At 46.8% G+C, this 26,284-nt stretch carries 21 protein-coding genes; 12 read left to right on the forward strand and 9 right to left on the reverse strand.

The window, feature by feature from the left end; genetic code table 11:
• Window positions 1-144 precede the first annotated feature (144 nt).
• The 8 genes from C1S73_RS12765 to tldD all read left to right on the forward strand — a co-directional run bounded on the left by C1S73_RS12765 (window position 145) and on the right by tldD (window position 10,975).
• Window positions 145-1,188 (forward strand): rod shape-determining protein, encoded by a 1,044-nt coding sequence (locus C1S73_RS12765; protein WP_005381144.1) that lies wholly within the window; start codon window positions 145-147, stop codon window positions 1,186-1,188.
• Between the two features lie 148 nt (window positions 1,189-1,336).
• On the forward strand, window positions 1,337-2,227 hold the full coding sequence (mreC, locus tag C1S73_RS12770; RefSeq protein ID WP_038864553.1) for a rod shape-determining protein MreC: 891 nt from the start codon (window positions 1,337-1,339) through the stop codon (window positions 2,225-2,227).
• Window positions 2,217-2,705 carry a rod shape-determining protein MreD gene (gene mreD, locus C1S73_RS12775; protein WP_038864551.1) on the forward strand — a complete coding sequence of 163 codons (489 nt, stop codon included), beginning with the start codon at window positions 2,217-2,219 and terminating at the stop codon, window positions 2,703-2,705. The genes mreC and mreD overlap by 11 nt, the downstream gene beginning before the upstream one ends.
• A 4-nt stretch (window positions 2,706-2,709) precedes the next feature.
• On the forward strand, window positions 2,710-3,279 hold the full coding sequence (locus C1S73_RS12780) for a Maf family protein (RefSeq protein WP_038864549.1): 570 nt from the start codon (window positions 2,710-2,712) through the stop codon (window positions 3,277-3,279).
• 18 nt (window positions 3,280-3,297) lie between these two features.
• Window positions 3,298-4,767: a ribonuclease G gene (gene rng, locus C1S73_RS12785; RefSeq protein ID WP_038864547.1), complete on the forward strand. Its 1,470-nt coding sequence runs from the start codon at window positions 3,298-3,300 to the stop codon at window positions 4,765-4,767.
• An 11-nt stretch (window positions 4,768-4,778) separates the two neighbouring features.
• On the forward strand, window positions 4,779-8,657 hold the full coding sequence (locus C1S73_RS12790) for a YhdP family protein (protein WP_038864545.1): 3,879 nt from the start codon (window positions 4,779-4,781) through the stop codon (window positions 8,655-8,657).
• A gap of 39 nt (window positions 8,658-8,696) precedes the next feature.
• A complete protein-coding gene (locus C1S73_RS12795) occupies window positions 8,697-9,518 on the forward strand; it encodes a carbon-nitrogen hydrolase family protein (protein ID WP_038864543.1) in 822 nt (273 codons plus the stop codon).
• A gap of 11 nt (window positions 9,519-9,529) precedes the next feature.
• Entirely contained in the window at window positions 9,530-10,975 is a 1,446-nt protein-coding gene (gene tldD, locus C1S73_RS12800; protein ID WP_038864540.1) for a metalloprotease TldD, read from the forward strand.
• A gap of 70 nt (window positions 10,976-11,045) precedes the next feature.
• On the opposite strand, the gene C1S73_RS12805 is transcribed toward tldD, so the two are convergent.
• Window positions 11,046-12,422, reverse strand: coding sequence for a PhoH family protein (locus C1S73_RS12805; RefSeq protein WP_038864538.1), 1,377 nt, complete (start codon window positions 12,420-12,422; stop codon window positions 11,046-11,048).
• Window positions 12,423-12,973: 551 nt separating this feature from the next.
• Here C1S73_RS12805 and rapA point away from each other — a divergent pair.
• Window positions 12,974-15,883 carry an RNA polymerase-associated protein RapA gene (gene rapA, locus C1S73_RS12810; protein WP_038864536.1) on the forward strand — a complete coding sequence of 970 codons (2,910 nt, stop codon included), beginning with the start codon at window positions 12,974-12,976 and terminating at the stop codon, window positions 15,881-15,883.
• 96 nt (window positions 15,884-15,979) lie between these two features.
• On the opposite strand, the gene C1S73_RS12815 is transcribed toward rapA, so the two are convergent.
• Entirely contained in the window at window positions 15,980-17,245 is a 1,266-nt protein-coding gene (locus C1S73_RS12815; protein WP_038864533.1) for an NRAMP family divalent metal transporter, read from the reverse strand.
• Between the two features lie 240 nt (window positions 17,246-17,485).
• On the opposite strand from C1S73_RS12815, the gene rluA reads away from it, so the two are divergent.
• Both rluA and C1S73_RS12825 read left to right on the forward strand, forming a co-directional pair.
• Window positions 17,486-18,238, forward strand: coding sequence for a bifunctional tRNA pseudouridine(32) synthase/23S rRNA pseudouridine(746) synthase RluA (gene rluA, locus C1S73_RS12820; RefSeq protein WP_038864530.1), 753 nt, complete (start codon window positions 17,486-17,488; stop codon window positions 18,236-18,238).
• Between the two features lie 32 nt (window positions 18,239-18,270).
• Window positions 18,271-19,233 (forward strand): D-2-hydroxyacid dehydrogenase, encoded by a 963-nt coding sequence (locus C1S73_RS12825; protein WP_038864528.1) that lies wholly within the window; start codon window positions 18,271-18,273, stop codon window positions 19,231-19,233.
• A gap of 65 nt (window positions 19,234-19,298) precedes the next feature.
• On the opposite strand, the gene yjgA is transcribed toward C1S73_RS12825, so the two are convergent.
• The gene (gene yjgA / locus C1S73_RS12830; RefSeq protein WP_038864526.1) at window positions 19,299-19,826 is read right to left on the reverse strand and encodes a ribosome biogenesis factor YjgA; all 528 of its coding nucleotides are present in this window, start codon (window positions 19,824-19,826) and stop codon (window positions 19,299-19,301) included.
• A gap of 110 nt (window positions 19,827-19,936) precedes the next feature.
• On the opposite strand from yjgA, the gene pmbA reads away from it, so the two are divergent.
• On the forward strand, window positions 19,937-21,280 hold the full coding sequence (pmbA, locus tag C1S73_RS12835) for a metalloprotease PmbA (protein ID WP_038864524.1): 1,344 nt from the start codon (window positions 19,937-19,939) through the stop codon (window positions 21,278-21,280).
• 89 nt (window positions 21,281-21,369) lie between these two features.
• On the opposite strand, the gene mgtE is transcribed toward pmbA, so the two are convergent.
• The 6 genes from mgtE to C1S73_RS12865 form a co-directional block, all read right to left on the reverse strand.
• Window positions 21,370-22,725 carry a magnesium transporter gene (mgtE, locus tag C1S73_RS12840; RefSeq protein WP_038864521.1) on the reverse strand — a complete coding sequence of 452 codons (1,356 nt, stop codon included), beginning with the start codon at window positions 22,723-22,725 and terminating at the stop codon, window positions 21,370-21,372.
• A 166-nt stretch (window positions 22,726-22,891) separates the two neighbouring features.
• Entirely contained in the window at window positions 22,892-23,167 is a 276-nt protein-coding gene (locus tag C1S73_RS12845) for an HPr family phosphocarrier protein (RefSeq protein ID WP_038864519.1), read from the reverse strand.
• Window positions 23,168-23,169: 2 nt separating this feature from the next.
• On the reverse strand, window positions 23,170-24,033 hold the full coding sequence (rapZ, locus tag C1S73_RS12850; RefSeq protein WP_038864517.1) for an RNase adapter RapZ: 864 nt from the start codon (window positions 24,031-24,033) through the stop codon (window positions 23,170-23,172).
• 14 nt (window positions 24,034-24,047) lie between these two features.
• Window positions 24,048-24,494 carry a PTS IIA-like nitrogen regulatory protein PtsN gene (gene ptsN, locus C1S73_RS12855; protein WP_038864515.1) on the reverse strand — a complete coding sequence of 149 codons (447 nt, stop codon included), beginning with the start codon at window positions 24,492-24,494 and terminating at the stop codon, window positions 24,048-24,050.
• 2 nt (window positions 24,495-24,496) lie between these two features.
• The gene (hpf, locus tag C1S73_RS12860; RefSeq protein WP_038864512.1) at window positions 24,497-24,784 is read right to left on the reverse strand and encodes a ribosome hibernation promoting factor; all 288 of its coding nucleotides are present in this window, start codon (window positions 24,782-24,784) and stop codon (window positions 24,497-24,499) included.
• 24 nt (window positions 24,785-24,808) lie between these two features.
• Complete coding sequence (locus C1S73_RS12865; RefSeq protein ID WP_038864510.1) at window positions 24,809-26,275, reverse strand: RNA polymerase factor sigma-54; 1,467 nt, start codon at window positions 26,273-26,275, stop codon at window positions 24,809-24,811.
• Window positions 26,276-26,284 lie beyond the last annotated feature (9 nt).

Below are 26,284 nucleotides of genomic sequence, written 5' to 3' on the forward strand. Positions count from 1 at the left end.
GTTTCTTGCGTTAAGTAAGGAAACTGCAAGAAATTGAGGCTTTCTGCTCATGTTTGTGTACCAATGCCTTGCTGTGACAGCGAGGCATTGGTACATTTAGGACAATTTTTGTCTTCTAAAATTTTTGCAGGATGAGCGAAGAATATGTTTAAAAAACTTCGTGGCATGTTTTCTAACGACCTATCTATCGATTTAGGTACTGCCAACACTCTAATTTACGTAAAAGGACAGGGCATCGTTCTAGATGAACCTTCTGTAGTTGCTATTCGTCAAGATCGTGTAGGTTCTGCAAAAAGCGTTGCTGCTGTAGGCCATGCGGCAAAACAGATGCTTGGTCGTACGCCAGGTAACATCTCAGCTATTCGTCCAATGAAAGATGGCGTTATCGCTGACTTCTACGTAACAGAAAAAATGCTTCAGCACTTCATCAAGCAAGTGCATGACAACAGCATTCTAAAACCAAGCCCACGCGTACTCGTATGTGTGCCTTGTGGTTCGACTCAAGTTGAGCGCCGTGCGATTCGTGAATCTGCACTCGGTGCTGGCGCGCGTGAAGTTTACCTAATTGACGAGCCAATGGCGGCGGCAATTGGTGCTGGCCTTCGTGTTTCTGAGCCAACAGGCTCAATGGTGGTCGATATTGGTGGTGGTACAACAGAAGTTGCCGTTATCTCACTAAACGGTGTGGTTTACTCTTCTTCTGTACGTATCGGTGGTGACCGCTTTGATGAAGCTGTGATCAACTATGTGCGTCGTAACTACGGTAGTTTGATCGGTGAAGCAACGGCTGAAAAGATCAAGCACGAAATCGGTTCGGCTTACCCAGGTGATGAAGTTCAAGAGATCGAAGTTCGTGGTCGCAACCTTGCAGAAGGTGTACCGCGCAGCTTTAGCCTGAACTCAAACGAGATCCTAGAAGCGCTTCAAGAGCCGCTATCAGGCATCGTATCAGCAGTGATGGTTGCACTAGAACAGTGCCCACCTGAACTGGCGTCTGATATCTCTGAGAACGGTATGGTTCTGACAGGTGGTGGTGCACTACTGAAAGATCTAGATCGTCTACTAATGGAAGAAACTGGTATTCCAGTTGTTATCGCTGAAGACCCACTAACGTGTGTGGCTCGTGGCGGTGGTAAAGCACTAGAAATGATCGACATGCATGGTGGCGATCTCTTCTCTGAAGAATAAAGTGTGTGGTGAAGCTCAATATGAGCTTCACCTTCATTTCTGCTCTCTGTAATTTCAATCTGCTCCATACCTAGAATCGCCTCAAGTCGAATTCTCAGGTTGCCAAGTAAGGCTCTATATTCATGGTAGCAATCAGGTTAAAAACAAGATGAAACCGATTTTTGGCAGAGGACCATCTCTGCAATTACGTCTGTTTTTTGCTGTCATCGTGTCGGCGAGCTTAATGCTGGCTGATAACCGTCTAGATACGTTTTCCAACGTCCGATACCTATTGAACAGTATGGTTGCGCCTATTCAGTACGCGGCCAATATGCCTCGTAGCATGTTTGATGGAATGTTCGAGCGTTTTAATACCCGTCAGGCATTGATTGAAGGCAATCGCAATTTGAAGCGAGAAGTGCTTCGCCTGAAGAGCGAGCTTATCTTGCTCGATCAATACAAAGAAGAAAACCAACGCTTACGTAAACTGCTTGGCTCTTCATTCGTCCGTGACGAGAAGAAAGTTGTAACAGAGGTCATGGCTGTTGATACATCGCCATACCGCCACCAAGTGGTGATCGATAAAGGTCGTATTGATGGTGTTTACGTCGGTCAGCCTGTTATCAATGAGAAAGGTATTGTTGGTCAGGTGACGTTTGTTGCAGCGCACAACGCACGTGTTCTTCTCCTCACCGATGCGAAAAACGCAATTCCAGTCCAAGTGATTCGTAACGATATTCGAGTCATTGCATCAGGTAATGGTGAGGTTGATGAGATCCAATTGGAGCACATCCCAACCAGTACCGATATTCAAGTGGGTGATCTGCTGGTGACATCGGGTCTTGGTGGTATTTATCCAGAAGGCTACCCTGTCGCAACTGTTACGAATGTCGATCACGATACTCGCCAAGAGTTCGCATCAATCAAAGCGGAACCTGTGGTTGAGTTTGATCGTCTGCGCTACTTGCTATTGATTTGGCCGAATGAAGACCGCCAACACAAAGTACTGCAGTCGAATGTAGAAGAAGGTTCAGAACAAGAGGTAACCGATGGCCAATAGTGTATTTAGAAGCCGAATGGTCATCGGCGTTAGCTTCTTCGTCGCGCTAGTCCTGCAAACCATTCCGTGGCCAGGTGTTTTGGATCTACTGCGTCCATCATGGCTGTTCCTCGTTACCTGTTACTGGGTGCTGGCATTGCCACACCGTGTCAATGTTGGTACCGCTCTGGTTTTAGGTTTGCTTTGGGATATTTTGATTGGTTCGACGCTTGGGATCCGAGGGATGATGATGTCGATCATTATCTACCTAGTGGCGCTCAATTTCTTGGTAATCCGTAACATGGCATTGTGGCAACAATCTATTTTGATTGCCTTTTTTACCGTGCTACTGGAACTTCTCATCTTCTGTGGGGAATATTTGAACCAGGACGTAGTATTTAATCCATTATCTCTGTGGACTGCGGCAATAAACTGTATACTTTGGCCATGGATGTTTTTACTGATGCGACGCGTCCGTCGCGCATGGCACGTAAGGTAACGTTGTGAAAAAGGGCTTATCCCTCGTTCTCGCATCGGGTTCTCCGAGAAGAAAAGAGCTGCTTGCTCAGTTAGGTTATGATTTTGATATTGTGCTTCCTGATATAGAGGAAGCCAAACAAGATCACGAGCAAGCACAAGACTACGTTTTGCGACTCTCTCTGGAAAAAGCTCAAGCAGGCTTAGCGATGGCTAAGCCTGATTCCGTTATATTGGGCTCTGATACCGTAGTGGTATGCGATAACCAAGTACTAGAAAAACCAAAAAGTTTTGAAGATTCAAAACGTATGCTCAGTAATTTATCGGGTCGTCAGCATCAAGTGATGACCGCTGTGAGCGTCGTATCATCAGAACAACAACACTCAGTGGTCGTTATCACTGACGTGTGGTTCAAACCACTGACTCATGAAGAAATAGAACGATACTGGCAGTCAGGTGAACCATGCGATAAAGCTGGAAGTTATGGTATTCAAGGACTCGGAGGGCGTTTCGTCACCCGAATCGAAGGCAGTTATCACGCCGTAGTAGGCTTACCTTTGTTCGAAACCGATCAGCTAATTCAAGAATTTTTATAATTGTTTTGAGGTGTGCACATGAGTGCAGAATTGCTGCTAAACGTGACCCCGAGTGAAACTCGCGTGGCCATGATTGAAGGTGGAGTACTACAAGAAGTTCATATAGAACGAGAATCACGCCGTGGCATTGTTGGCAATATTTACAAAGGCAAAGTAAGCCGTGTATTGCCAGGCATGCAAGCGGCGTTTGTCGATATTGGTCTGGATAAAGCGGCATTTTTGCACGCGTCAGACATCGTTCCTCACACGGAATGTGTCGCAGAGAACGAAAAACAACAATTCCAAGTACGTGATATTTCTGAATTGGTTCGCCAAGGTCAGGACATCGTTGTGCAAGTGGTGAAAGATCCTCTGGGCACTAAAGGCGCACGTCTGACAACCGATATCACCTTGCCATCGCGTTATCTTGTCTTTATGCCGGGTGCTAGCCACGTCGGCGTCTCTCAACGTATCGAAAGCGAAACAGAGCGCGAGCGTTTAAAGAAAGTTGTCAATCACTACTGTGATGAGCATGGTGGCTTCATCATTCGTACTGCCGCAGAAGGTGCAGACGAAAAAGAGCTTTCTCAAGATGCTGCATTTTTGAAGCGTTTATGGCTGAAAGTCATGGAGCGTCGCTCGAAATACAAAACCCGTTCTACCTTGTACGGTGAGCTAGGTTTAGCGCAGCGCATTCTACGTGATTTTGTTGGCACTGAGCTTGACAAAATCATGGTCGACTCTCGCCTTGAATACGAGAACCTGAAAGAGTTTACGTCTGAATATGTGCCAGAGTTGACTGATAAGCTTGAGCTGTATGAAGGTGATAAGCCAATCTTCGATATGTACGACACAGAGAACGAAATCCAACGCTCTCTGGAACGCAAAGTTGAGCTTAAATCTGGTGGCTACCTGATCATCGATCAAACCGAAGCTATGACTACTGTCGACATCAATACTGGCGCGTTTGTTGGTCGTCGCAATCTAGAAGAAACCATCTTCAATACGAACGTTGAAGCGACACAAGCAATCGCACGTCAACTTCGTCTGCGCAACCTTGGTGGTATCATCATTATCGACTTTATCGATATGGCATCGGATGAACACCGTAAGCGTGTACTTACCTCTTTAGAAGGTGCTCTGTCAAAAGACCGTGTGAAAACTAACATCAATGGCTTTACTCAGCTAGGGTTAGTAGAGATGACACGTAAGCGTACGCGTGAAAGTATTGAACATATCTTGTGTTCTAGCTGTCCTACTTGTGAAGGTCGTGGCAGCGTGAAGACTGTCGAAACCGTGTGTTACGAGATTCTGCGTGAAATCACCCGAGTGAACCGCGCTTATGATGCGGACAACTTTGTTGTGTACGCATCGCCATTTGTCGCGGAAACGCTGTTGGGCGATGAGTCCCATGCGCTCGCTGAACTCGAAGTATTTATTGGTAAGCAAGTTCGTATTCAAGCTGAACACCTGTACATTCAGGAGCAGTTTGACGTCGTGATGATGTAATTGGAAAATTTGTGAATTCTGGTTTTAACCGTTTCGGGCGCTTCTGCGCGTGGAGCTTGGTTACTCTGTTGGTTCTTTTAGCCATACTAGTAACTACCCTGCGCGTAGCATTGCCACAACTTAACCACTTCCAAGATGAGATCAAAACCTGGGTCAAGCAAGGCACAGGTTTTGACTTTTCTATCACCAGCGTTGCTGGTTCTTGGCGTAATAGCCACCCCTCGATTTCGTTGCAAGGTTTAGAGGCGAATTTGCCGAATAACCAAGACGCACGTTTTGCCGTTGATGAAATTCATATCGAATTTGATTTGATCCAATCGATTTTCAAGTTTCGACCTGTGGTCGCAGATTTGACAATCGACGACTTGGCTTTAGATATTCGTACCGTCGATCTTCTGTCCAAATCAGAAGGCAAAGAACCGCAAGCGAATGCCAGTAAAAATGAAAGCAAATTAATCGACCAACTCGATTCATTGCTGTTACGTCAATTTGAAGATTTTACCATTACGGACTCGCGCATTTGGTACAAATCGGTCTCTGGCGAAACGCGCCGCTTAGACATAGAGCAGCTTCGTTGGAGCAACGATGGCAAACACCATTTAGCAGAAGGAACCGTAAGCATTGCGGATGCGAGTTTGAATGCTTTGTTAGTGCGTGCCAACTTCAAAGATCATGGTTCACTACGCGATGTTTCAGGTGAATTCTATGTGAGTGCACAAGACCTTTCTGTCACACCTTGGTTAACCACTTACATGCGTGATGAATCAGGTGTGGAATCTGGCAAGGTGAGCCTGAATACATGGCTCACTCTAAAACACAGTCAGCCGAATTATGCCTATGTTGAATTGCAGCCATCTGAGCTGGTTTGGAATGAAAATGGCCGTCATGACTTATTGCTTGAATCAGGCATTTTTAAGCTTTCCCCAGACAAAGATGGTTGGAAAGTAAATGGTCACTCACTGCAAATCCGCACTGATGACCGACCTTGGCCAGAGTTAGACGTCGCGTTTGATTGGCAGCCGGATGGTTGGTTACTTAATCTGTCTCAACTTGATATTGAAGCATTGACGCCATTAATCAAGTTAGCGCCAGAGTCGGAATCCACGAGTGAATTGCTTAACAAACTCGCACCCAAAGGACGAGTGGAAGACATTCGTCTTTCAATGAGCGGTGGGCTTGATACCCTGCGCTACTCTGCCGAGCTAGACCAATTAGGCTTAACCCAATGGGAGTTATTGCCGGGCTTTAACCACGTACAAGGTACTGTAGCTGGTGACTTAAATCAGGCGAAAGCCAAAGTTACCGTGATTGATGATGTTTTCCCATACGGTGATGTTTTCCAAGCGCCACTGAATATCAAACAAGGTCAGGTGGAAATTATTTGGCAGCAAGACGAGAGCGGTTGGCGTTTGTGGTCAGATAAAGTGACTGCAGCGACACCTGACTTACAGGTACTTGGCGCGTTCCGCCTTGATTTCCCGAAAGATCAAAGCCCATTCCTATCGTTTTATGCCGAAGCTGACCTCTACAACGCGGGTGAAACTTGGCGTTATCTGCCAACTCTTGCGCTTGGGCAAGACCTGACCGACTACCTATCTACCGCAATTCAAGGTGGTAAGGTCAATACTGCAAAACTGCTTTGGTATGGTGAACTTGGTGATTTTCCATACAAAGAACACAACGGTATGTTCCAAGCTTGGGTTGGATTGAAGAATGCGAAATTCAGTTTTGACACGGCGTGGCCAACCATCACCAATCTACAGTTAGATTTGCTGTTCGAAAACGATGCCATGTATTTGGACTCGAAGTCTGCGACGTTAAATGGTGTCAAAGCTAAGCGAATTACAGGACGTATTCCTGAGCTTGCTGAAGGCGGTCACATCGAAATCGAAGCCAAGGCTAGTGCGCCGGGCAATGAAGTTCGTGATTACATGATGGCAACCCCTCTCGTCGATTCAGTTGGTGCGGCTTTGACGGCATTGCAAGTGAGTGGTCCTGTTTATTCAGAGTTCCAACTCAATATCCCATTTGACTCCGAGAAAGACGCGCGTGCTTGGGGTTACGCCGATCTTAAAAACAACCGTGTTGATATTGATGCGCCGCCGATGACGTTAGAAAACGCGACGGGCCGTATCAAGTTTGATAACGACGTTGTGACCACTTCTGGCTTGTCGGCCGAACTGTTGAAACAGCCTATTTCACTTGATTTTCGTGGTGAGAATGCCGAACAAGGCTACAACGTGACTATCAACACCTTAGGTGATTGGGAAGTCGGCCCACTTAAGCCTTATCTTGGTGAGCGCTGGTTGAGCCTCGTTTCTGGTCATGCGCCTTGGCAAATGGACATCGACTTGCAACTCAATGACGTAGGCTTTACGTATCAGGTAGACGTTTTGGCGCAGCTTAGTCAGCTTGTGAGTGATTATCCTTACCCGTTAGCGAAAAAGCGCGGCGAAAAAGGACAAGCTAAACTACAAGCATCGGGCAACCAAGAGAGTATCTCTGCTCGTTTAGAAATACCAAATGCGAAATACCAAACTGAAATTGATATTTCAGGAGATGTGCCGGAATTGACGGCAACGCACCTGGTTTTAGGTAATGGTGGTTTTAAAATTAGCCCAGTCGTTGGACACAATGCTTCGATTCGTTTGGATGACCTGAGCTTAGATCGTTGGGCTGATCTTATGCATGTGCCGCAAAGCAAAACTCAATCTGTACTATCGAGCATGAAGACGCCAACCATTCCACTGCCGACGCGCATTAACATGGATGTGCAGAACTTAGAGCTTGGTGGAATTGAGTTCCATGATGTGGATTTGAATGCACGTAAAAAGAACTCGAGTTGGCAATTAGAAGTAGACAGCCAAGAGGTGAAGGGTAAAGCAAATTACCTCAAACCTTCTGACTTATCTGTCTCTTTAGATCATTTGCATTTGTATATTCCTGGCTTTGATGAGATGACCAAAGAACGCAGTTCTCTGTTTGCCAGTGAAGACCAAGCCGCTCCGCTCATCTCAAACTTTGACCGCAAGTTCCATACAGAGATGCCAAACTTAACCTTGAGCATTGATGATTTTTGGTTGCAAGGTTACAAGGTCGGTAAGGTAAATGTGGACGTCGAGCGTGCTAACAACCGCCTCGAATGGAAAAATGTTAACTTCAGTAGTGGTCAAAACCGTGTTGACATGAGCGGATGGTGGGAACTGACGAAAGAGCGAAGTCATTCAAACCTGACCATGAAAGTGAAGGGTGAAAACAACAGTGATTTAATGGAGCGATTTGGTATCACTTCAGGTATCCAGCAAGCACCGTTTGAAATCAATGCCAACCTCGATTGGGATGGCGCGCCTTGGTCGATGAAAACACAAAGCCTGCAAGGTGATGTCTCTACCGAGTTTGGTAAAGGCGTGATCACCGAAGTGAGCGGCGCGGCGCGATTACTGGGTCTGTTTAGTCTTGATTCGATCATTCGTAAGATGCAGCTCGACTTTACTGACGTGTTCGACAAAGGGATGGCATTCAACTCAATTACGGGGACAGGCAAAATCCAAGATGGCGTGTTTATCACCAACGATATTGTGATGGATGCGTTAGCTGGTGAGATGAAGATCCGCGGCATTGCCAATATGAACACACGTTTGGTGGATGCAGAAGTGAACTTCACTCCGGATATTACTTCGGGTTTGCCTATGTTGACGGCCTTTGCGGTAGCGCCTCAAACGGCGTTGTACGTACTGGCGATTTCGACCGTTATCTCTCCAGTGGTGGAAGTCTTTACACAGGTAAACTACGAGGTGAAAGGCCCGCTAGATTCACCTACCGTAAAAGAGATTTCACGCAGCAAAGGTGAATACAAGTTGCCAGAAAGACTGCGTGAGCAAGCGAAGTAATTACGCGGTCAGTCTTCTGACGAACAAGGAATTGAATACATGGAACGTGTTGGCATCATTCAAATGACATCGGGTCCAGATATCGAGGAGAATCTGGACTTCATTGCCAAGCAATGTGCATTGGCTGCTGAGCAAGGTGTGAAGCTGGTTGTGACACCAGAAAACGCTACGCAGTTTGCCAACCGAGAGGCTTATCACCAGAATGCAGAAACTTTGGGTGACGGTCCTATTCAGCGGTGTTTATCTGAGATCGCACAACGCAATCAATTAACTCTAATAGTCGGCAGCATGCCGATTCGCACTGAACAAGGTGTGACTACCACGACATTGGTTTTCTCACCGCAAGGCGAGTGCATTGCTCATTACGATAAGCTGCATATGTTTGACGTGGATGTCGCCGATGGGCATGGCAGCTATCGTGAGTCGGATACCTTTAGTGCAGGTAATCGTATCGTGACGGCAGAGACCAATATTGGTACGGTAGGCTTAAGTATTTGCTACGACGTACGCTTTCCTGAATTGTTTAAAGCGCTACGCTTAGCAGGAGCACAAGTTATTGTTGTGCCCGCTGCATTTACCGCGGTGACGGGGCAAGCGCATTGGGAAGTACTGCTAAGAGCGCGTGCGATTGAAACCCAATGTTGGATTCTAGCCTGCGGACAAACGGGGACACATCCATGTGGTCGCCAAACTTGGGGGCATTCTATGGTGATTGACCCTTGGGGAGGCGTTCACCAACAATTGAATGACCAAGTAGGATTGCTGGTGGCGGAGATAGATTTGTCACACAACCAGCAAGTAAGGCAGAATATGCCGCTGACTCAACACAGTCGCTTTCAAAATGAATTGAAACGGAAATAAAAGAGCTAACTATGAGCATAAACCAAATAGAACAGGCACTCCTTGCCCCAAACGGTCTGACAGAGCAAGACATCGCTGACACACTAGCGAGCATTGCGACGCGCCAGATCGATTATGCGGACATTTACTTTCAGTCCAGCTGGCACGAGTCTCTGGTTCTAGAAGACAGCATCATTAAAGATGGCTCTTTCAATATTGACTGTGGTGTCGGTGTACGAGCAGTCACAGGCGAGAAAACCGGTTTCGCCTATTCAGACCAAATTCAACTAGACGGTTTGAAGCAAAGTGCGATTGCCGCGCGTGGTATTGCGCAGCAAGGCCAAAATGGCAAAGTGCACGCATTCAAACGTTCTGATAACCAAGCTTACTACGATGCGGTAAACCCATTAGCAAGCTGGGAAAAGCAACAAAAAACCGAACTGTTGTTGTCTCTAGATGCGTACATTCGTACCAAAGAGCCAATGATCAAAGAAGTGTCGATCAGCATCAGTGGTGTCCATGAGCAAATGTTGGTTGCTGCAACCGACGGTACTTACGCTGGTGATATTCGCCCGCTTGTTCGTCTTTCAATCAGTGTTCTTGCTGAAAAAGGCGATCGTCGTGAACGCGGCAGTGCTGGTGGTGGTGGTCGCTTCGGTTACGACTTCTTCCTGTCTGAAATAAACGGCGTGAAACAAGCCTTCCAATTCGCTGATGAAGCGATTCGTATGGCGCTAGTTAATCTAGAAGCAGAAGCGGCACCTGCAGGTATGATGCCTGTGGTACTTGGTTCTGGCTGGCCGGGCGTATTGCTGCACGAAGCGGTAGGTCACGGTTTAGAAGGTGACTTCAACCGCAAAGAGTCATCAGTGTTCTCTGGCAAGATGGGTGAGCAAGTGACGTCTCCACTTTGTACTATCGTGGATGATGGCACGTTGAAAGACCTACGCGGCTCATTGAACGTCGATGATGAAGGTGTGAACGGTCAGTACAACACGCTTATCGAAAATGGTGTTCTTAAGGGCTACATGCAAGACAAGCTAAACGCACGCCTCATGGGTGTAAACCCAACAGGTAACGGTCGCCGTGAATCTTACGCGCATTTGCCAATGCCACGTATGACCAATACTTACATGCTACCGGGCGAGCACACACCAGAAGAGATCATCTCTACGGTGAAGAAAGGTCTGTACGCACCAAACTTCGGTGGCGGTCAGGTGGACATCACTTCTGGTAAGTTCGTGTTCTCAGCATCAGAAGCGTACTTGATTGAAGATGGTAAAATCACTCGCCCAGTGAAAGGCGCAACGCTGATTGGCTCTGGTATTGAAGCGATGCAGCAAGTTTCTATGGTGGGCAACGACTTAAGCATCGACAGAGGTGTTGGCGTGTGTGGTAAGGCGGGTCAAAGCGTACCGGTTGGCGTTGGTCAGCCTACATTGAAGCTCGATTCCATCACCGTTGGTGGTACTGAATAAACTTCATCTGAAGCAGAACTAAAAAGAGCGCTCATTGAGCGCTCTTTTGTTTTTAGGGGGAGAGTATTCGTTATAGGTTCTCTTCAGCAAACTCTGCTAAGCGACTTCGCACCACACCATTGAGGTGAATGTTGGCACTGCCTTCAAAGTTCTTGAAGCGTTCAACCATATACGTCAAACCAGACGTCACTGGGGTTAGGTAGTGGGAGTCAATCTGTGCCAAGTTACCCGAACACACAATCTTGGTGCCTTCACCACAACGGGTGATGATGGTTTTGATTTGTGAAGCGGTTAAGTTCTGACACTCATCGAGCAAGACAAACGCATTCTGGATCGAGCGACCACGCATAAAGTTGATCGATTTAAACTGAATGTTGGCTTTATCGCAGATGTACTTCATCGAACCTTCGGTGCAATGGTCGTTCTTGTGCAGCGCTTCCAAGGTATCGGTCACGGCGGCTAACCACGGCATCATTTTCTCTTCTTCCGAGCCCGGTAAGAAACCAATCGACTCCCCAATATCTGGCGTGTTCCGCGTTACGATAATCTTATCGAACATGCCTTTTTCAATGGTTTGCTCTAGTGCCGCTGCCATTGCAAGGAGCGTTTTACCACTACCGGCAGCGCCGGTCAGAATCACCAAATCAATATCAGGATCAAGCAAGGCATCCATCGCCATGCCTTGATAGATATTTTTCGGTGTAATGTCCCAAGCGCGACGATGCATCATGCGCTCACGACTCAGGTCGAGCAGCGTAACCTTATCCTCATTGATGGTTTCTACTCGTCCTACAAAATCACTCTCTTCATCAATCACGTATTGGTTGATAAAGGTCGGCTCGAACGGTTCGCGGCTGAGTTTATGGAACGTTTTTCCGCCCAGTGCGTAACTATCAACCTCGTCCACACCACTCCAAAAATCGCCTTCACGTTGTTGAAAGCCCTTGGTGAGGTATTGGATATCATCAATCAGTTGATCCGTACGATAGTCTTCAACGAAGCGTACACCAGCACCTTTGGCTCTTAAACGCATGTTGATGTCTTTGGTTACGAGCACAACTTCTCGTGGTGCACGTTTGTTTTGCAGATAAAGCACCGCATTGAGTATGCGGTTGTCACCGGCTTTGTCGGCGAAAGCTTTGACGGTTTCCTGCAACTCGAAGTCCGCCAAAATAGATATGGTGCCTTGGCTTGGGTTGTCTTTAGAAACCGGAATACCTTCTGAGATTTCATCCGGTGTTGCGTCTCTAAATAGATCTTCCAAAGCGCGAATCGCAACGCGTGCATCCCTTGCTACATCACGTTTACTGTCTTTGATTCGGTCGAGTTCTTCCAACACAGTCATCGGGATGACGACATCGTGTTCTTGGAAAGAGAAGATGGCGAAGGGTTCATGAAGAAGAATGTTGGTATCAAGTACAAACAGTTTCCGATCGGTATCGCCCATAGCGTCTCCTTGCCGCAGCGCGGCTTTGCTGGCTAGTAGCTAAGAAGGAACAGTCTTCCTAACTCTGATTGCTTGCAATAGAGGTTGTCGGGCAATGTCGGTTAGTGCGCAACCGAGTAGCAAGACAACTTACTGCAAACCCGTGTTGATCCTAATCGTGTACTAAATGCGCTCAAATCATGTTTGATGACTCTAAGCGCCCCTCAATAGAAGTATACGTAAAATTTACTTCTTACAACTTAATAATTGTCATGAGTTTTTTACAATTTGATTGCATTCCTAATTCAGGAAAAAAAGTTGCCCCTCTGGGCGGTTTCGGCGTGACCTAAATCACAGCTTCAAGTAAGATTAGCGACCTTTTTCTGCGTATAGGCTACGCCCGATTTATCATGTTCAGCTGGCTTAAAAATGCACAGCGCAAAGTGGCATGACAAGCACGATTGGCATAGCAGAAGCCAGAATCAGATCTAAACTTATTATCCATGCCCATCGGGATGGGTAGAGACCAACAAGAAATACGAATCAAGAACTAATAACGAGGTAGTCAATTCATGACATTTGCTTTGGGGCAGCGCTGGATTAGCGATACGGAAAGCGATTTAGGTTTAGGTACCGTAGTAGCAATGGATGCTCGTACTGTGACATTGATGTTTGCAGCATCAGAGGAAAACCGAGTTTACGCACGTAACGATGCACCAGTTACCCGAGTAACGTTCAACGTCGGTGATGTCATCGATTGCCAAGAAGGTTGGTCATTAAAAGTTGAAGAAGTACTGGAAGATGAAGGTTTATACACCTATTTCGGTACTCGTGAAGACACGCAAGAAACGGCGATCGTGTTGCGTGAAATCTTCCTAAGCAACCACATTCGTTTTAACAAACCGCAAGACAAGTTGTACGCAGGTCAAATCGACCGCATGGACAACTTTGTACTTCGCTACCGTGCGCTACAAAACCAATTTGAGCAACACAAGAGCCCAATGCGTGGTCTGTGTGGTATGCGTGCAGGTTTGATTCCTCACCAGCTGTATATTGCACACGAAGTCGGTCGCCGTCACGCGCCTCGCGTATTGCTAGCGGATGAAGTGGGTCTTGGTAAAACCATCGAAGCGGGCATGATCATCCACCAGCAAGTACTGGCGGGTCGTGCCGAGCGTATTCTTATCGTGGTACCAGAGACACTGCAACACCAGTGGCTCGTTGAGATGATGCGTCGTTTCAACCTGCACTTCTCTATCTTCGATGAAGAGCGCTGTATTGAAGCTTTTGCAGAAGCAGAAAACCCATTTGATACGCAGCAATACGTACTGTGTTCACTGGATTTCCTACGTAAGAGCCGTAAGCGTTTTGAACAAGCGCTAGAAGGTGAGTGGGATCTATTGGTTGTCGATGAGGCGCACCATCTAGAGTGGAGCCAAGACAAACCAAGCCGCGAATACCAAGTGGTAGAAGGCTTGGCAGAACGTACAGCGGGTGTGTTACTGCTTACCGCAACGCCAGAGCAGCTAGGTCGTGAGAGCCACTTCGCTCGTCTACGTCTTCTAGATCCAGATCGTTTCTACGATTATGAAGCGTTTGTTGAAGAAGAAGAGCAATACGCACCTGTTGCGGATGCTATCACGTCGCTATTCTCTGGTGAGAAACTGCCAGACGAAGCGAAAAACCAAATTACAGAACTGCTTTCTGAGCAGGACGTTGAGCCGCTATTCCGTATTATCGAAAGCGACAGTGATGAAGAAGCGAAAGCGTCAGCACGCCAAGAACTGATCGACAACCTGATGGACCGTCACGGTACAGGTCGAGTGCTGTTCCGTAACACACGTGCTGCAATCAAAGGTTTCCCGAAGCGTAACGTGCATCTCATGCCAATGGATATTCCGCAGCAGTACACCACATCAATGCGTGTATCAGGCATGATCGGTGGCAAGATGACACCAGAAGCGCGCGCGGTGAAGAACCTTTACCCAGAAGAAATCTTCCAAGAATTTGAAGGCGAAGATTCAAGCTGGTGGCAGTTCGACTCACGTGTGAACTGGTTACTTGAAAAAGTAAAAGAGAAGCGCAGCGATAAAGTATTGGTTATTGCTTCTCGTGCAAGCACTGCGTTGCAACTTGAGCAAGCATTGCGTGAGCGTGAAGGTATTCGTGCAACTGTATTCCACGAAGGCATGTCGATTCTTGAGCGTGATAAAGCAGCGGCTTACTTCGCACAAGAAGAGGGTGGCGCGCAGGTTCTTATCTGTAGCGAAATTGGCTCAGAAGGTCGTAACTTCCAGTTTGCTAACCAGCTTGTGATGTTCGATTTGCCATTCAACCCAGACTTGTTAGAGCAACGTATTGGCCGTCTGGACCGTATCGGTCAGAAGCGTGATATCGACATCCACGTACCTTACCTAAAAGGTACTTCACAAGCGATCCTTGCGCGTTGGTTCGATGAAGGTTTGAACGCGTTTGCTGAAACGTGTCCAACAGGTCGCGCGGTTTACGATAAGTACTCTGATGCACTGATTGAAATGCTGGCATCTGGTGATGTTTCAAGCCTTGATGAAGTGATTGAAGAATCAGCGAAGATGAACAAAGAGCTGAAATCACAACTTGAGCAAGGTCGTGACCGCCTGCTAGAAATGCACTCAAACGGCGGCGACAAAGCACAGCAAATCGTTGAGAAAATCGCATCGACAGATGGTGACACAAACCTAGTGACATTCGCGTTGTCTCTGTTCGATACCATCGGTCTGAACCAAGACGACAAGGGTGAAAACGCACTGATTGTAACTCCATCTGAGCACATGATGGTGCCAAGCTACCCAGGTTTGCCATACGAAGGCGCGACAATCACGTTTGACCGCGATACCGCGCTGTCTCGCGAAGACATGCACTTCATCAGTTGGGAACACCCAATGATTCAAGGCGGTATCGATCTGCTGATGAGCGAAGGTGTGGGTACGTCAGCGGTTTCTTTGCTGAAGAACAAAGCGCTACCAGTGGGCACTATCTTGCTTGAGTTGGTTTACGCGGTGGATGCGCAAGCACCAAAACGCAGCGGTATTACGCGTTTCCTACCGAAGACGCCAATCCGCATGATGATGGACGGTCGTGGTAATGATCTGTCTTCTCAGGTTGAGTTTGAAGGTTTCAACCGTCAGCTTAGCCCAGTAAACCGTCACCTAGGCAGCAAGCTAGTGACATCAGTACAGAAAGACATCCACAGCCTCATCGAAGCGGGTGACGCATTAGTTGAGCAGAAAGTGGAAGAGATTCGCAAGCAAGCACAGCAAGACATGCAACAAAGCTTGAATGCAGAGCTTGAGCGCCTACAAGCACTGAAAGCGGTTAACCCGAACATCCGTGACGAAGAAATTGAAGCGATTGAAGAACAAATCAAAGAGCTAACAGGTTATATCAACCAAGCTCAGGTTCAGCTAGATTCGCTACGTTTAATTGTCGTCAGCCACAACTAATCAGCGTCCATACAAACGAAAAAAGGTCTTCAATTGAAGACCTTTTTCTTTATCTGAGCTTTTATCTCATAAGCTCAGTTGATTGCTCACAGCTGATTACATCAACCACTTCCACCAAATGAATAGCGCTAAGAAGCCGAATAAGTAAATCAAACCAGCAATCGACAACCACTTCAATTTACGACCAAGCGCCAATGGCTTAGGCAAGTCGGTTTTACTCACTAGAATATAGTTTAAAAGCGCGAAGAATGGTGTCGTCATAAACGCCAATACCATGGCAAAGTTCAACATCGGTAATAGTGCTGAAGCCCAGAAAACAACGATACCTAAAGCACATAGAGAAACAATAAGCATGATGGCCGACGTCGCTTTTGGATCGGTTTCTGGTTGTGAACGCAGCAACCGTTGAGAGTCTGAAATCACACGCGAGTAGCCGTCAATTACCGTAATGGTGCTGCCGAAGATACAAAAGAACGCAATCACAGCAATCAGGTAACGTGACCATTCACCAATGGTTGAGGCGTACAAGCCAACAAGCTGATGGGAGAAGCCTACGCCGGAGCTCTTAAGCTCAATACCTGAACCGTGCAGCATCAACGCACCTAGTGATACAAACACCAAAGCCAATACCGCAGTACCAATGTAGCCGACGTTGAAATCAAACAGGGCAGATTTTGCCGTAACTTCTTGTTGGCTAGTTTGGCGCTTTAGCCACGCAGACGTTAAACAAGATATCTCGATTGGAGCAGGCATCCAGCCCATGGTCACAACGATAAAGCCGATGGCAGCAATTGACCACGGAGAAGGGGATTCAAAGTTCGCAACAGGCTCTACAGGGTTTCCAAACGCTATCGCAACCGCAAGTAGCGTCGCTATTGTTAGGACCGTCATAATGACTTTTGAAAGTGTATCCAGTGCTTTGTAGTGGCCAGCGAATAAAATCACCAAACATGTCACCAAAACAATGACACTGAGTGATGCCATCGACAAAGAAAATGGAATGAAATAGCCCAACAAGCTCGCACTGAACATCAACAGTGCTGCTGTGTTGATGACCGCAGAAACGGAACTGAGGAATAAGAACAACCATAAGTATGGACGTCCAAGTTTGGCATAGCCTTCAACCAACGTTTTACCAGTGCCCATGGTGTATTGCACGCCTGCTCGGAAGAATGGGTATTTAAAAAGGTTTACCAGCAGGATGAGCGCCGCCAGTTGCCAGCCGTAGATAGCCCCAGCTTTGGTGGATGCAACAAGGTGAGAACCACCGACGGCGGCAGAGGCCATGAGAATACCAGGGCCAAGAGAGCGGAAGAATTGCGAGACTTTGGATTGGGGTTGATCGGATACTGCGGATTCCATTTATTATTGTCCTTTTTGTGTCAACTAGTGCTTATAAATAACATTACCGCCCAGCTTGTCAATTTATATTTACGAAGTGGTTTTTTTAATTTTTCTCTTCGTTATTGACTTGGTTGTTTTTGTTATTTCTAAAAGTTATATCGATGGTAAAAAGAGGCAGGATTTAAGCGATTTTTCTGCATGCATCTTTGCATCTCTTGGGTATAATCAGCGCGTTTTTATTCTGTAGAGATCCTGCCCATGGCAATGCTTGAGTACAATCCACCAACCGACCCTTGGATTGATGTCGTTTTTGAAGATGAGCAAATTTTGGCGGTAAACAAGCCATCTGGTTTGCTTTCTGTGCCGGGGCGTCTTGCTGAGCACTATGACAGCATGTGGAGTCGCTTAACCGAGCAATATCCAGACATTCAAGTCGTGCATCGTTTAGATATGTGCACTTCTGGCTTAATGGTTCTTGCTAAAAACAAGCGTGCAGAAAGTGCGTTAAAAAAACAGTTTCAATACCGATTGACGCATAAAATCTACTACGCACGTGTTTGGGGCCATATTGAACAAGAAGAGGGCGAGATCGATCTGCCTTTGATTTGTGATTGGCCGAATCGTCCTCTGCAGAAAGTATGCTTTGAAGATGGCAAACCCTCTAGGACGATCTTCCAAGTAGCGAAGCGAGAAGAACACCCTGATGGTTCAAAGACGACGATTGTGCGTTTATTGCCGATTACAGGCCGCTCACACCAATTGCGTGTTCATATGCAAGCGTTTGGTCACCCAATTGTGGGTGATGAGTTTTACGCAACAGAAGAAGCAAAAGCCTTCTCTGAACGTCTAGAGTTGCACGCCGCAGAGCTGAGCTTTTATCACCCGAAAACCGATTGGTTGCGCAGTATTTTTGTTCCTTGTGATTTTTACCTAGAAGCGGAAGAGATGATCTTTGACTATTTCAACCCAGCGCGTAAATTACCAGATTACAAAACACTGCCACGTCCATAAATTCATCTTTAGGCAGTGAACAAGGAGTTGTTATGTCACTGCCTAAAGTGGTCTTCCTCGACCGAGCGACCATCCCAGCCCAAATTCAAATACCTCGTCCAAGCTTTGCCCATGATTGGGTGGAATACGATCTGACTTCTTCTGAGCAAGTTGTTGAGCGTCTTGCTGATGCGGATATCGTGATAAGCAACAAAGTGGTGCTCGACCAATCTGTTCTCATTCAACTTCCTCACCTCAAGATGATTGCCGTTGCGGCAACGGGCTTTAATAACGTCGATGTAAACTATTGCGCCGAGCACAACATCGCGGTTACCAACGTGCGTGGCTATGCGACCCGCTCTGTGCCAGAACACGTTATCGCTATGCTGTTTGCTTTGCGTCGTAACTTGTTTGGTTATCACCAAGATATCGCTGCTGGCGAATGGCAGCGCAACAAGCAGTTCTGTTTCTTTACGCATCCGATTGGGGATGTTACAGGCAGCACCTTAGGTGTGCTTGGCAGCGGCGCATTAGGTCAAGCAACGGCACAATTGGCAAAAGCATTGGGTATGAATGTGTTGTTTGCAGAACGTAAAGGTGTAACAGAGTGCCGAGAAGGCTATGTTTCTTTTACCGAGATGTTGGAGCAAGCGGACGCCATCACACTACATTGTCCATTGAATGATGAGACTCATAATTTGATTGGTGAAGCGGAACTTAAGCAGATGAAGCCAACGTCTATTTTGATTAATACCGGACGTGGCGGCTTGGTGGATGAGCAAGCTTTGGTCGATGGGTTAAAGCAAGGTGAGATTGCTGGGGCAGGGTTTGATGTCTTTACCCAAGAACCCGCAGATGAAAGCAACCCGTTGATTGCGAATATGCATTTGCCTAACTTGCTACTAACGCCGCATGTTGCGTGGGGAAGTGATTCTTCGATACAGCGTTTAGCTGAGATTTTAATTGAGAATATTAACGCGTTTGATCGTGGTGAGAACCTCAATCGTCTAGCGTAACACTAGAAAATAGGCATAAAAAAAGCAGACACAAAGGTCTGCTTTTTGCGTTCTTAAGCATTGAATTAGATTTCTTCTTCGTTCAAGGCTTTTAGAATTTGGAAAATTTCACGGTAAGATTTTGCTGGTTTACCGGCCTTCTTCTCTTTCGCTGCTTGGCGAGCAAGTTGGCGTAGACGTTGACGGTCTGCTTCTGGATAAAGCTCCATAACGTCATCAATTGCTTTGTCGCCCTCTTCGACTACACGATCACGCAGCGCTTCAAGTTTGTGTAGTGCCGCTGTTGCTTGCGAGTGTTTGTTGCGAACTTTGTCTAGTGCCGCTTGGATTGGCTCTGGATCTTCGTAACGCATTAACTTACCGATACGTTGCAGTTGACGACGGCGTGCTTCGTTTTTAAAGCGCTGCGCATCAGCAATTGCTTCGCGTAGGTCTTCGCTCAATGGAAACTTTTCGAGAGCTGCTGGCTTAAGGCCGACAAGCTCTTCGCCAAGCTTTTGCAGCTCTTCCATGTCGCGCTTCATCTCGGATTTACTTACCCAGATGATCTCTTCTTCTGGTTCCCATGGCGCTTTTTGATTCTTACGTGCCATTTCAGTTGCCTGTGTTTTGATTAATATTATGACTATTTTAACAAGAATCGTGGGGAGAAAGCGAAATTCTTGTTATTCTATTGTACATCGAATACATGATGTGAAAGACAATGGATATTAAACAGCAGGTTGCTGAGCAACGTACCGAGCTAGAACAAGCCGTTTCACGTGCACTAGAAATCGCTGCGGCGAAGTCTGATGCCGCTGAAGTCGCAATTACCAAGAGCACGGGTTTGAGTGTTTCCACTCGCATGGGTGACGTGGAAAACGTTGAATTCAACAGCGACGGCGCACTGGGTATTACCGTTTACCGTGGCCAACGTAAAGGCAGTGCTTCCACATCCGATTTGAGCGAAGCGGCTATCGAGCAAACGGTGTTAGCAGCATTAGACATCGCTCAATACACATCAGAAGATCCATTCGCGGGCCCAGCTCCGAAAGAATATATGGTGAAAGAGGTGCCTGATTTAGACCTTTTCCACCCAGACGCACCCGATCCAGATTACGCAGCACAAGTTGCGATTGCCGCTGAAAAAGAAGCACTTAACTACAGCGATGCGATTAAGCAAAGCGATGGTGCGAGCTATGACAGTCATTACGGCGTCAAAGTGTACGGTAACAGCCATGGCTTGTTGGCAAGCTACGCGTCAAGTCGCCACAGCACCAGCTGTTGTGTGATTGGTGTAGGCAAAAATGGTGAGATGGAGCGTGACTACAGCTACACCGTTGCTCGCCATCGTGACGATCTTTGGGCTCCTGAAGTGGTTGGCCGCAGTGCCGCAGAAAAAACCATCAGTCGCTTAGACGCTCAAAAGCTGAAAACGGGTAAGTACCCTGTCATGTTTGCTGCGGACGTAGCGACAGGTTTGATTGGCCACCTAGTGATGGCAATCAGCGGTGGTAACCTGTACCGTAAATCCTCTTTCTTACTTGATCACCTCGGCAAGCAAGTACTTCCAGAATGGTTCAATATTTCAGAGCGCCCACATGTCTTACGTGGCCTAGCTTCTAGTCCATTTGATAGTGAAGGTGTGTACACGCAAGATCGAGAAATCATCACCGATGGTGTACTTGCGACTTACCTGCTAACGAGTTATGCGGCTCGTAAAATGAAAATGGACCCAACTGGCCATGCTGGTGGTATCCACAACTGGTACGTGAAGTCGACGGGACAAAGTTTCGAGCAAATGCTGAAAGAGCTTGGCACAGGTTTACTGGTAACTGAAACCATGGGCCAAGGCGTGAACGTCGTGACAGGTGATTACTCTCGTGGTGCTGCTGGCTTCTGGGTAGAAAATGGTGAAATCCAATACCCAGTATCAGAAATTACCATTGCGGGTAACCTAAAAGACATGTTCAACCAAATTGTTGCCGTGGGTAGCGATGTGGAAACGCGTTCTCAAATCCAAACCGGCTCTATCTTGCTTGATACCATGAAGGTGGCGGGCGAATAATATCACCCCGCTAACCGCTAGATGCAAAAAAGCCTGATGTACTCATCAGGCTTTTTTATGGCTTGTTCATGGCAGTTTATGACATGAAATTAAATCAGCAGGGTCGCGAGGCCTAAGAAGACTGACAAACCAATCACGTCAGTGACCGTAGTCAGTGCCATACCGCCAGCCAAGGCTGGGTCGATATTCATTTTCTTGAGTAGAATAGGGATGGTTACGCCGGCAACACCTGCTACAAAAAGGTTGGTCAACATGGCCGCAGAGATGATACCGCCAAGCATCCAGTTTCCTTTCCAAGCAACCACGATACCGCCGATGATCAGTGCCCACATGATGCCGTTAAGTAAGCCGATAGCGGCTTCTTTCAGCAATAGTTCTCGTTTGTTTGAATCACCAATATGACCAAGCGCTAAACCGCGGATCACCAGAGCGACCGTTTGGTTACCCGCAACGCCACCCATCGATGGAACAATGGTCATCAAGACGGCGATAGCTGCCATTTGCTCTAGTGTTGCTTCAAACATGTTGGATACTGAGGCCGCCGCTAGCGCTGCAAGTACATTGGCACCGAGCCAAATACTGCGCTTACGAGCGGATTTTACGACAGGTGCGAAGGTATCTTCATCGTCATCCATACCCGCCATACTCATCATTGAGTGTTCGGCATCTTCACGGATAACATCGACCACGTCATCGATGGTGATACGGCCAACCAGATGTTGGTTTTCATCAACTACAGGTGCAGATACCCAGTTACGACGTTCAAATAGACTAGCAACATCAGAGTCACTGGTGTCTACGGTAATTGCATCGTCGGCATCTTCCATCACAGCACTGACTTTGACATCAGGTTGAGTGGTAATCAGTGTGGTAATCGGCAGTTCGCCAATCAGCTTACTATCATCATCAATGACGTATAACGCATCGGTTGCTTCTGGCAGTTCGCCTTTCATGCGTAAGTAGCGCAGGACAACGTCCACATCCACATCACCACGAATGGTGATTACGTCGGTGTTCATCAATCCGCCAGCGGTATCCTCAGGGTAGGATAGCGCCGTTTCGACTCGTTGACGGTCAGCGGTGTCCATCTGGGATAGAACTTCACGTGAGACGTCGTCAGGCAAGCTACGCAGTACGTAAGCCACATCATCAGTGTCCATGCCTTCCGTCGCTTCTGCAAGCGCTTCTGGGGCCATTTTGGACACGAGACTGTCTTTGACGTCTTCGTTTAGCTCGTCAAGAATCTCACCGTAGTCTTCTGGGTCAGTCAGTTGCCAGAGTACTTCACGACTTTTACGTGGAGAGGCTTCTAAAAGGTGGGCGATATCCTCAGGTTCCATGTCCTGCAATTGGCGACGAACATGGACAAAGCGGCCGTTTTCCAGCGCTTCTGTGACTTCTTGGAGGGCTTGGTGAGCTTGGTCGAATTCTATTTGCTCTGCCATTCATTCCCCCTAATTCCTGATATTTACAATGCTTTGAATAATAACTTAATTCTAGGCACCTTTTAATAACAACTTATGAAAGTCGACAAAATTATTTATCGGAATTTAAGTAGGAAGGGGAAGCGATGTGGAATATTTGGGTGTTAAAAATAAAAAAGCGAGTGAATCACTCGCCTTCATCAAACTTATCTTCAATCAAATGACAAACCGCATCAAGGGCTTGCTCTGATTGATCGCCAGTGGCGTGGATCGTCACGTATTGCCCTTGGGCGGACTCAAGCATTAATAGCCCCATAACGCTATCAGCGGTGGCTGTTTTATCTTCTTCGTTGTCGATCGTAATGATCGCATCGTAGCTTTGTGCCAGTTCGACCAGTTTTACCGCGGCGCGAGCGTGAAGCCCTAAGCGGTTTTGGATCAATGCCTTACGACTTAATTCCACCGTTATTCCTTAACGTTTTTTTCCAATGAAGTGTGGCGAATTTGTACCTGATGGCCTTTGTCAGCGAAGAACTCACCAATTTTTTGCGTGAGATACACTGAGCGATGTTTACCACCAGTACAACCAATCGCGACAGTTAAGTAACTGCGATTGTTTTTTTCTAGCAGAGGCAACCAAGTCTCGATAAAACTTTCAATTTGATACTTAAGATCGAGTACAGATTGATGTTGCTCTAGGAAGGCTCCAATCGGGGCATCTAGACCTGTAAGAGGGCGCAATGCTGGTTCCCAATGCGGGTTTGGCAAGAAGCGCACATCAAACACGTAATCGGCATCAGAGGGTAGTCCATATTTGAAACCGAAGGATTCGAATACCATCACCAGATCTTTTCGATCTCGCCCTTCAACGCGCATACGTACGGTTTCGCTCAAGTCATGCAGGGATTGACCACTGCTGTTGAGCACTAAGTCCGCGTGTGCTTTTAAGGGCATCAGTATCTCGTGTTCTAACTCAATGGCTTGATCAAGAGATAAGGATTGAGCGCCAAGCGACAGCGGATGGATCCGTCTGGTTTCGCTGTAGCGTTTGAGTAAGGTCTCTTTGTTCGCATCTAAGAACAGCACCGTTACGTCTAACTCAGTTTTGAGTTTTTCGAGAGTGGTGTTCAGCTCTTTGAGTTTCTTTGGGATATTTCGAATATCGATACTTACGGCAACGTTCTGTTTACTGTCGGATACCGACTTTACAAACGCATCAAGCAAGTTAACTGGTAGGTTGTCTACGCAGTAATACCCTAAGTCCTCAAGTACGCGCAGGGCAACACTCTTCCCGGCACCGGAGTGCCCGCTAACAACAATTAATCGCATGGTGATCGCCTCGATTACTGATGAATCATAATGTCGTAGAGTTCTTCATCGCTCTGAGCTTTGCGCAGCATTTTTAACACTTGCTTGTCGCTCAAGCGTTCAGCCATAGAGGATAGTGTTTTGAGGTGTTCTTTGCACTGTTCTTCTGGAACCAGAAGCGCAAAGAGAAGGTCTACAGGTCGGTTGTCGATCGCATCAAACTCAATCGCTTCATCACATTGAAGTAATACGGCAATAGCTTTATCGCTGGATGACATTCTTGCGTGAGGGATAGCAATACCGTTGCCGATACCCGTACTACCCATCTTTTCTCTGCTGAGCATACACTCAAACAGTTCGGTTGAATCTTGGCCCGTGTTTTCAGCAACAATTTGGCTGATCATCTCTAGGGCTCGTTTCTTACTTGTACAATGGACTGCACTTTTGGTGCAGTCCAGTGACAGTATCTCGCTCAATTGCATGATTAATGACTGTTTAGTTTTTCTTTGTGCTTGTTAAGTTGACGAACTAATTTATCCACCAGCGAATCAATTGCTGCATACATACTTTCGTCATTCGATGACGCGTGGATTTCGCCCTGATTTATGTGAAGCGTAGCTTCCGCGATTTGGTTAAGTTTTTCAACTTTTAGTACAACTTGTATTTGGTTTATATGGTCGAAGAATCTATCGAGCTTCTGAAACTTTGATTGAACATAGTCTTGCATTGAATCGGTAAGATCAACGTGATGGCCTTGAATATTGATTTGCATAGACTTTCCTTTTCAGTTGGTGCCTTAAAGTAGGCGTTTACGCTGACTTGAAGGGGCGATACCCAAGGATTCACGATACTTCGCGATCGTACGTCTTGCGACTTGAATCCCTTGGTCAGCCAGAAGAGCAGCAATCTTGCTGTCACTCAATGGTTTAGCGGTATTTTCCGCTGCGACCAACTTTTTGATGAGCGCGCGAATTGCTGTGGACGAACATTCTCCGCCATTGTCTGTACTGACATGACTAGAGAAGAAGTACTTCAATTCAAAAATGCCACGTGGTGTGTGCATAAACTTCTGGGTAGTCACACGAGAAATCGTGGATTCATGCATGTCCACTGCCAATGCTACATCGTTAAGTACCATTGGTTTCATGGCTTCTTCACCATACTCGAAGAAATCTTGTTGATGTTCAACAATACATCTTGCAACTTTGAGAAGCGTCTCGTTTCTGCTTTCTAGGCTCTTAATCAGCCATTTTGCCTCTTGCAAATTGCTGCGAATATACTGGCTATCGGCACTGTTGCCTTTACCCAGTTGCGCATATTGTTGATTTACTTTTAGTTTTGGGATGCTGTCAGGATTAATGGAAACCGTCCATTTGCCATGATCTTTAAAAACGGAAACGTCAGGAATAACGTATTCGGTATCATCTGGAGTAATACGGCTGCCAGGTCGAGGGTCCAATTGCTGAATCAGCTTTAACACTTCACGTAGGTCTGCTTCTTTCAGTTTGGTCTCTTTGATGACGAGCTTGTAATCGCGATTACCAAGATGATCGATATGATCGCTCAGCACCATTTTCGCTTCAGCGAGCCACGGTGTATCTTCTGGGAAGGTCACTAATTGCAGTAATAGACATTCTTGAAGGTTGCGAGAGGCAACGCCAAGGGGGTCAAATTGTTGAATGCGTTTGCGAACGGCTTCGATTTCATCAAGTTCAACATCTTCGTTGTCGAAGCTTTCATGAATTTCTTCTGGAGAGAGCGTGAGGTAACCGTAGTCGTCAACCGCATCAATGATGGCTAACGCGATGGTGCGGTCGGTTTCGCTAAATGGCGTTAAGTCTAACTGCCACATCAGGTAATCGTGCAGCGATTCAGTGGTTTCACCTTGATAGACCGGCATATCGTCATCAAGCGCTAAGCCTGTACTGCCAGTGTTCGCGCTGTACACATCGTCCCAAGTGGTGTCGATTTCTAGCTCAGAGCTGATTTCAGATTTTTCAATCACGTCTGAGCTATCAGGAACATCAATCTCGGCAGTTTCATTGGCACTGTTGTCTGCAGCATCGAGTGCTGATTTGTCTTCACCATTTGCTTGAGGTTCTTCTTGGCCTTCTTCAACTTCCAATAAAGGGTTGGAGTCCAAGGCTTCTTGGATTTCCTGTTGAAGGTCGAGCGTCGACAATTGCAACAAACGAATCGCTTGTTGTAGCTGCGGCGTCATGGCTAACTGTTGACCTAGCTTGAGTTGTAATGAAGGTTTCATTCAGTGTTA

The organism is Vibrio jasicida 090810c (assembly GCF_002887615.1).
In the GTDB taxonomy this organism is placed as follows: domain Bacteria; phylum Pseudomonadota; class Gammaproteobacteria; order Enterobacterales; family Vibrionaceae; genus Vibrio; species Vibrio jasicida.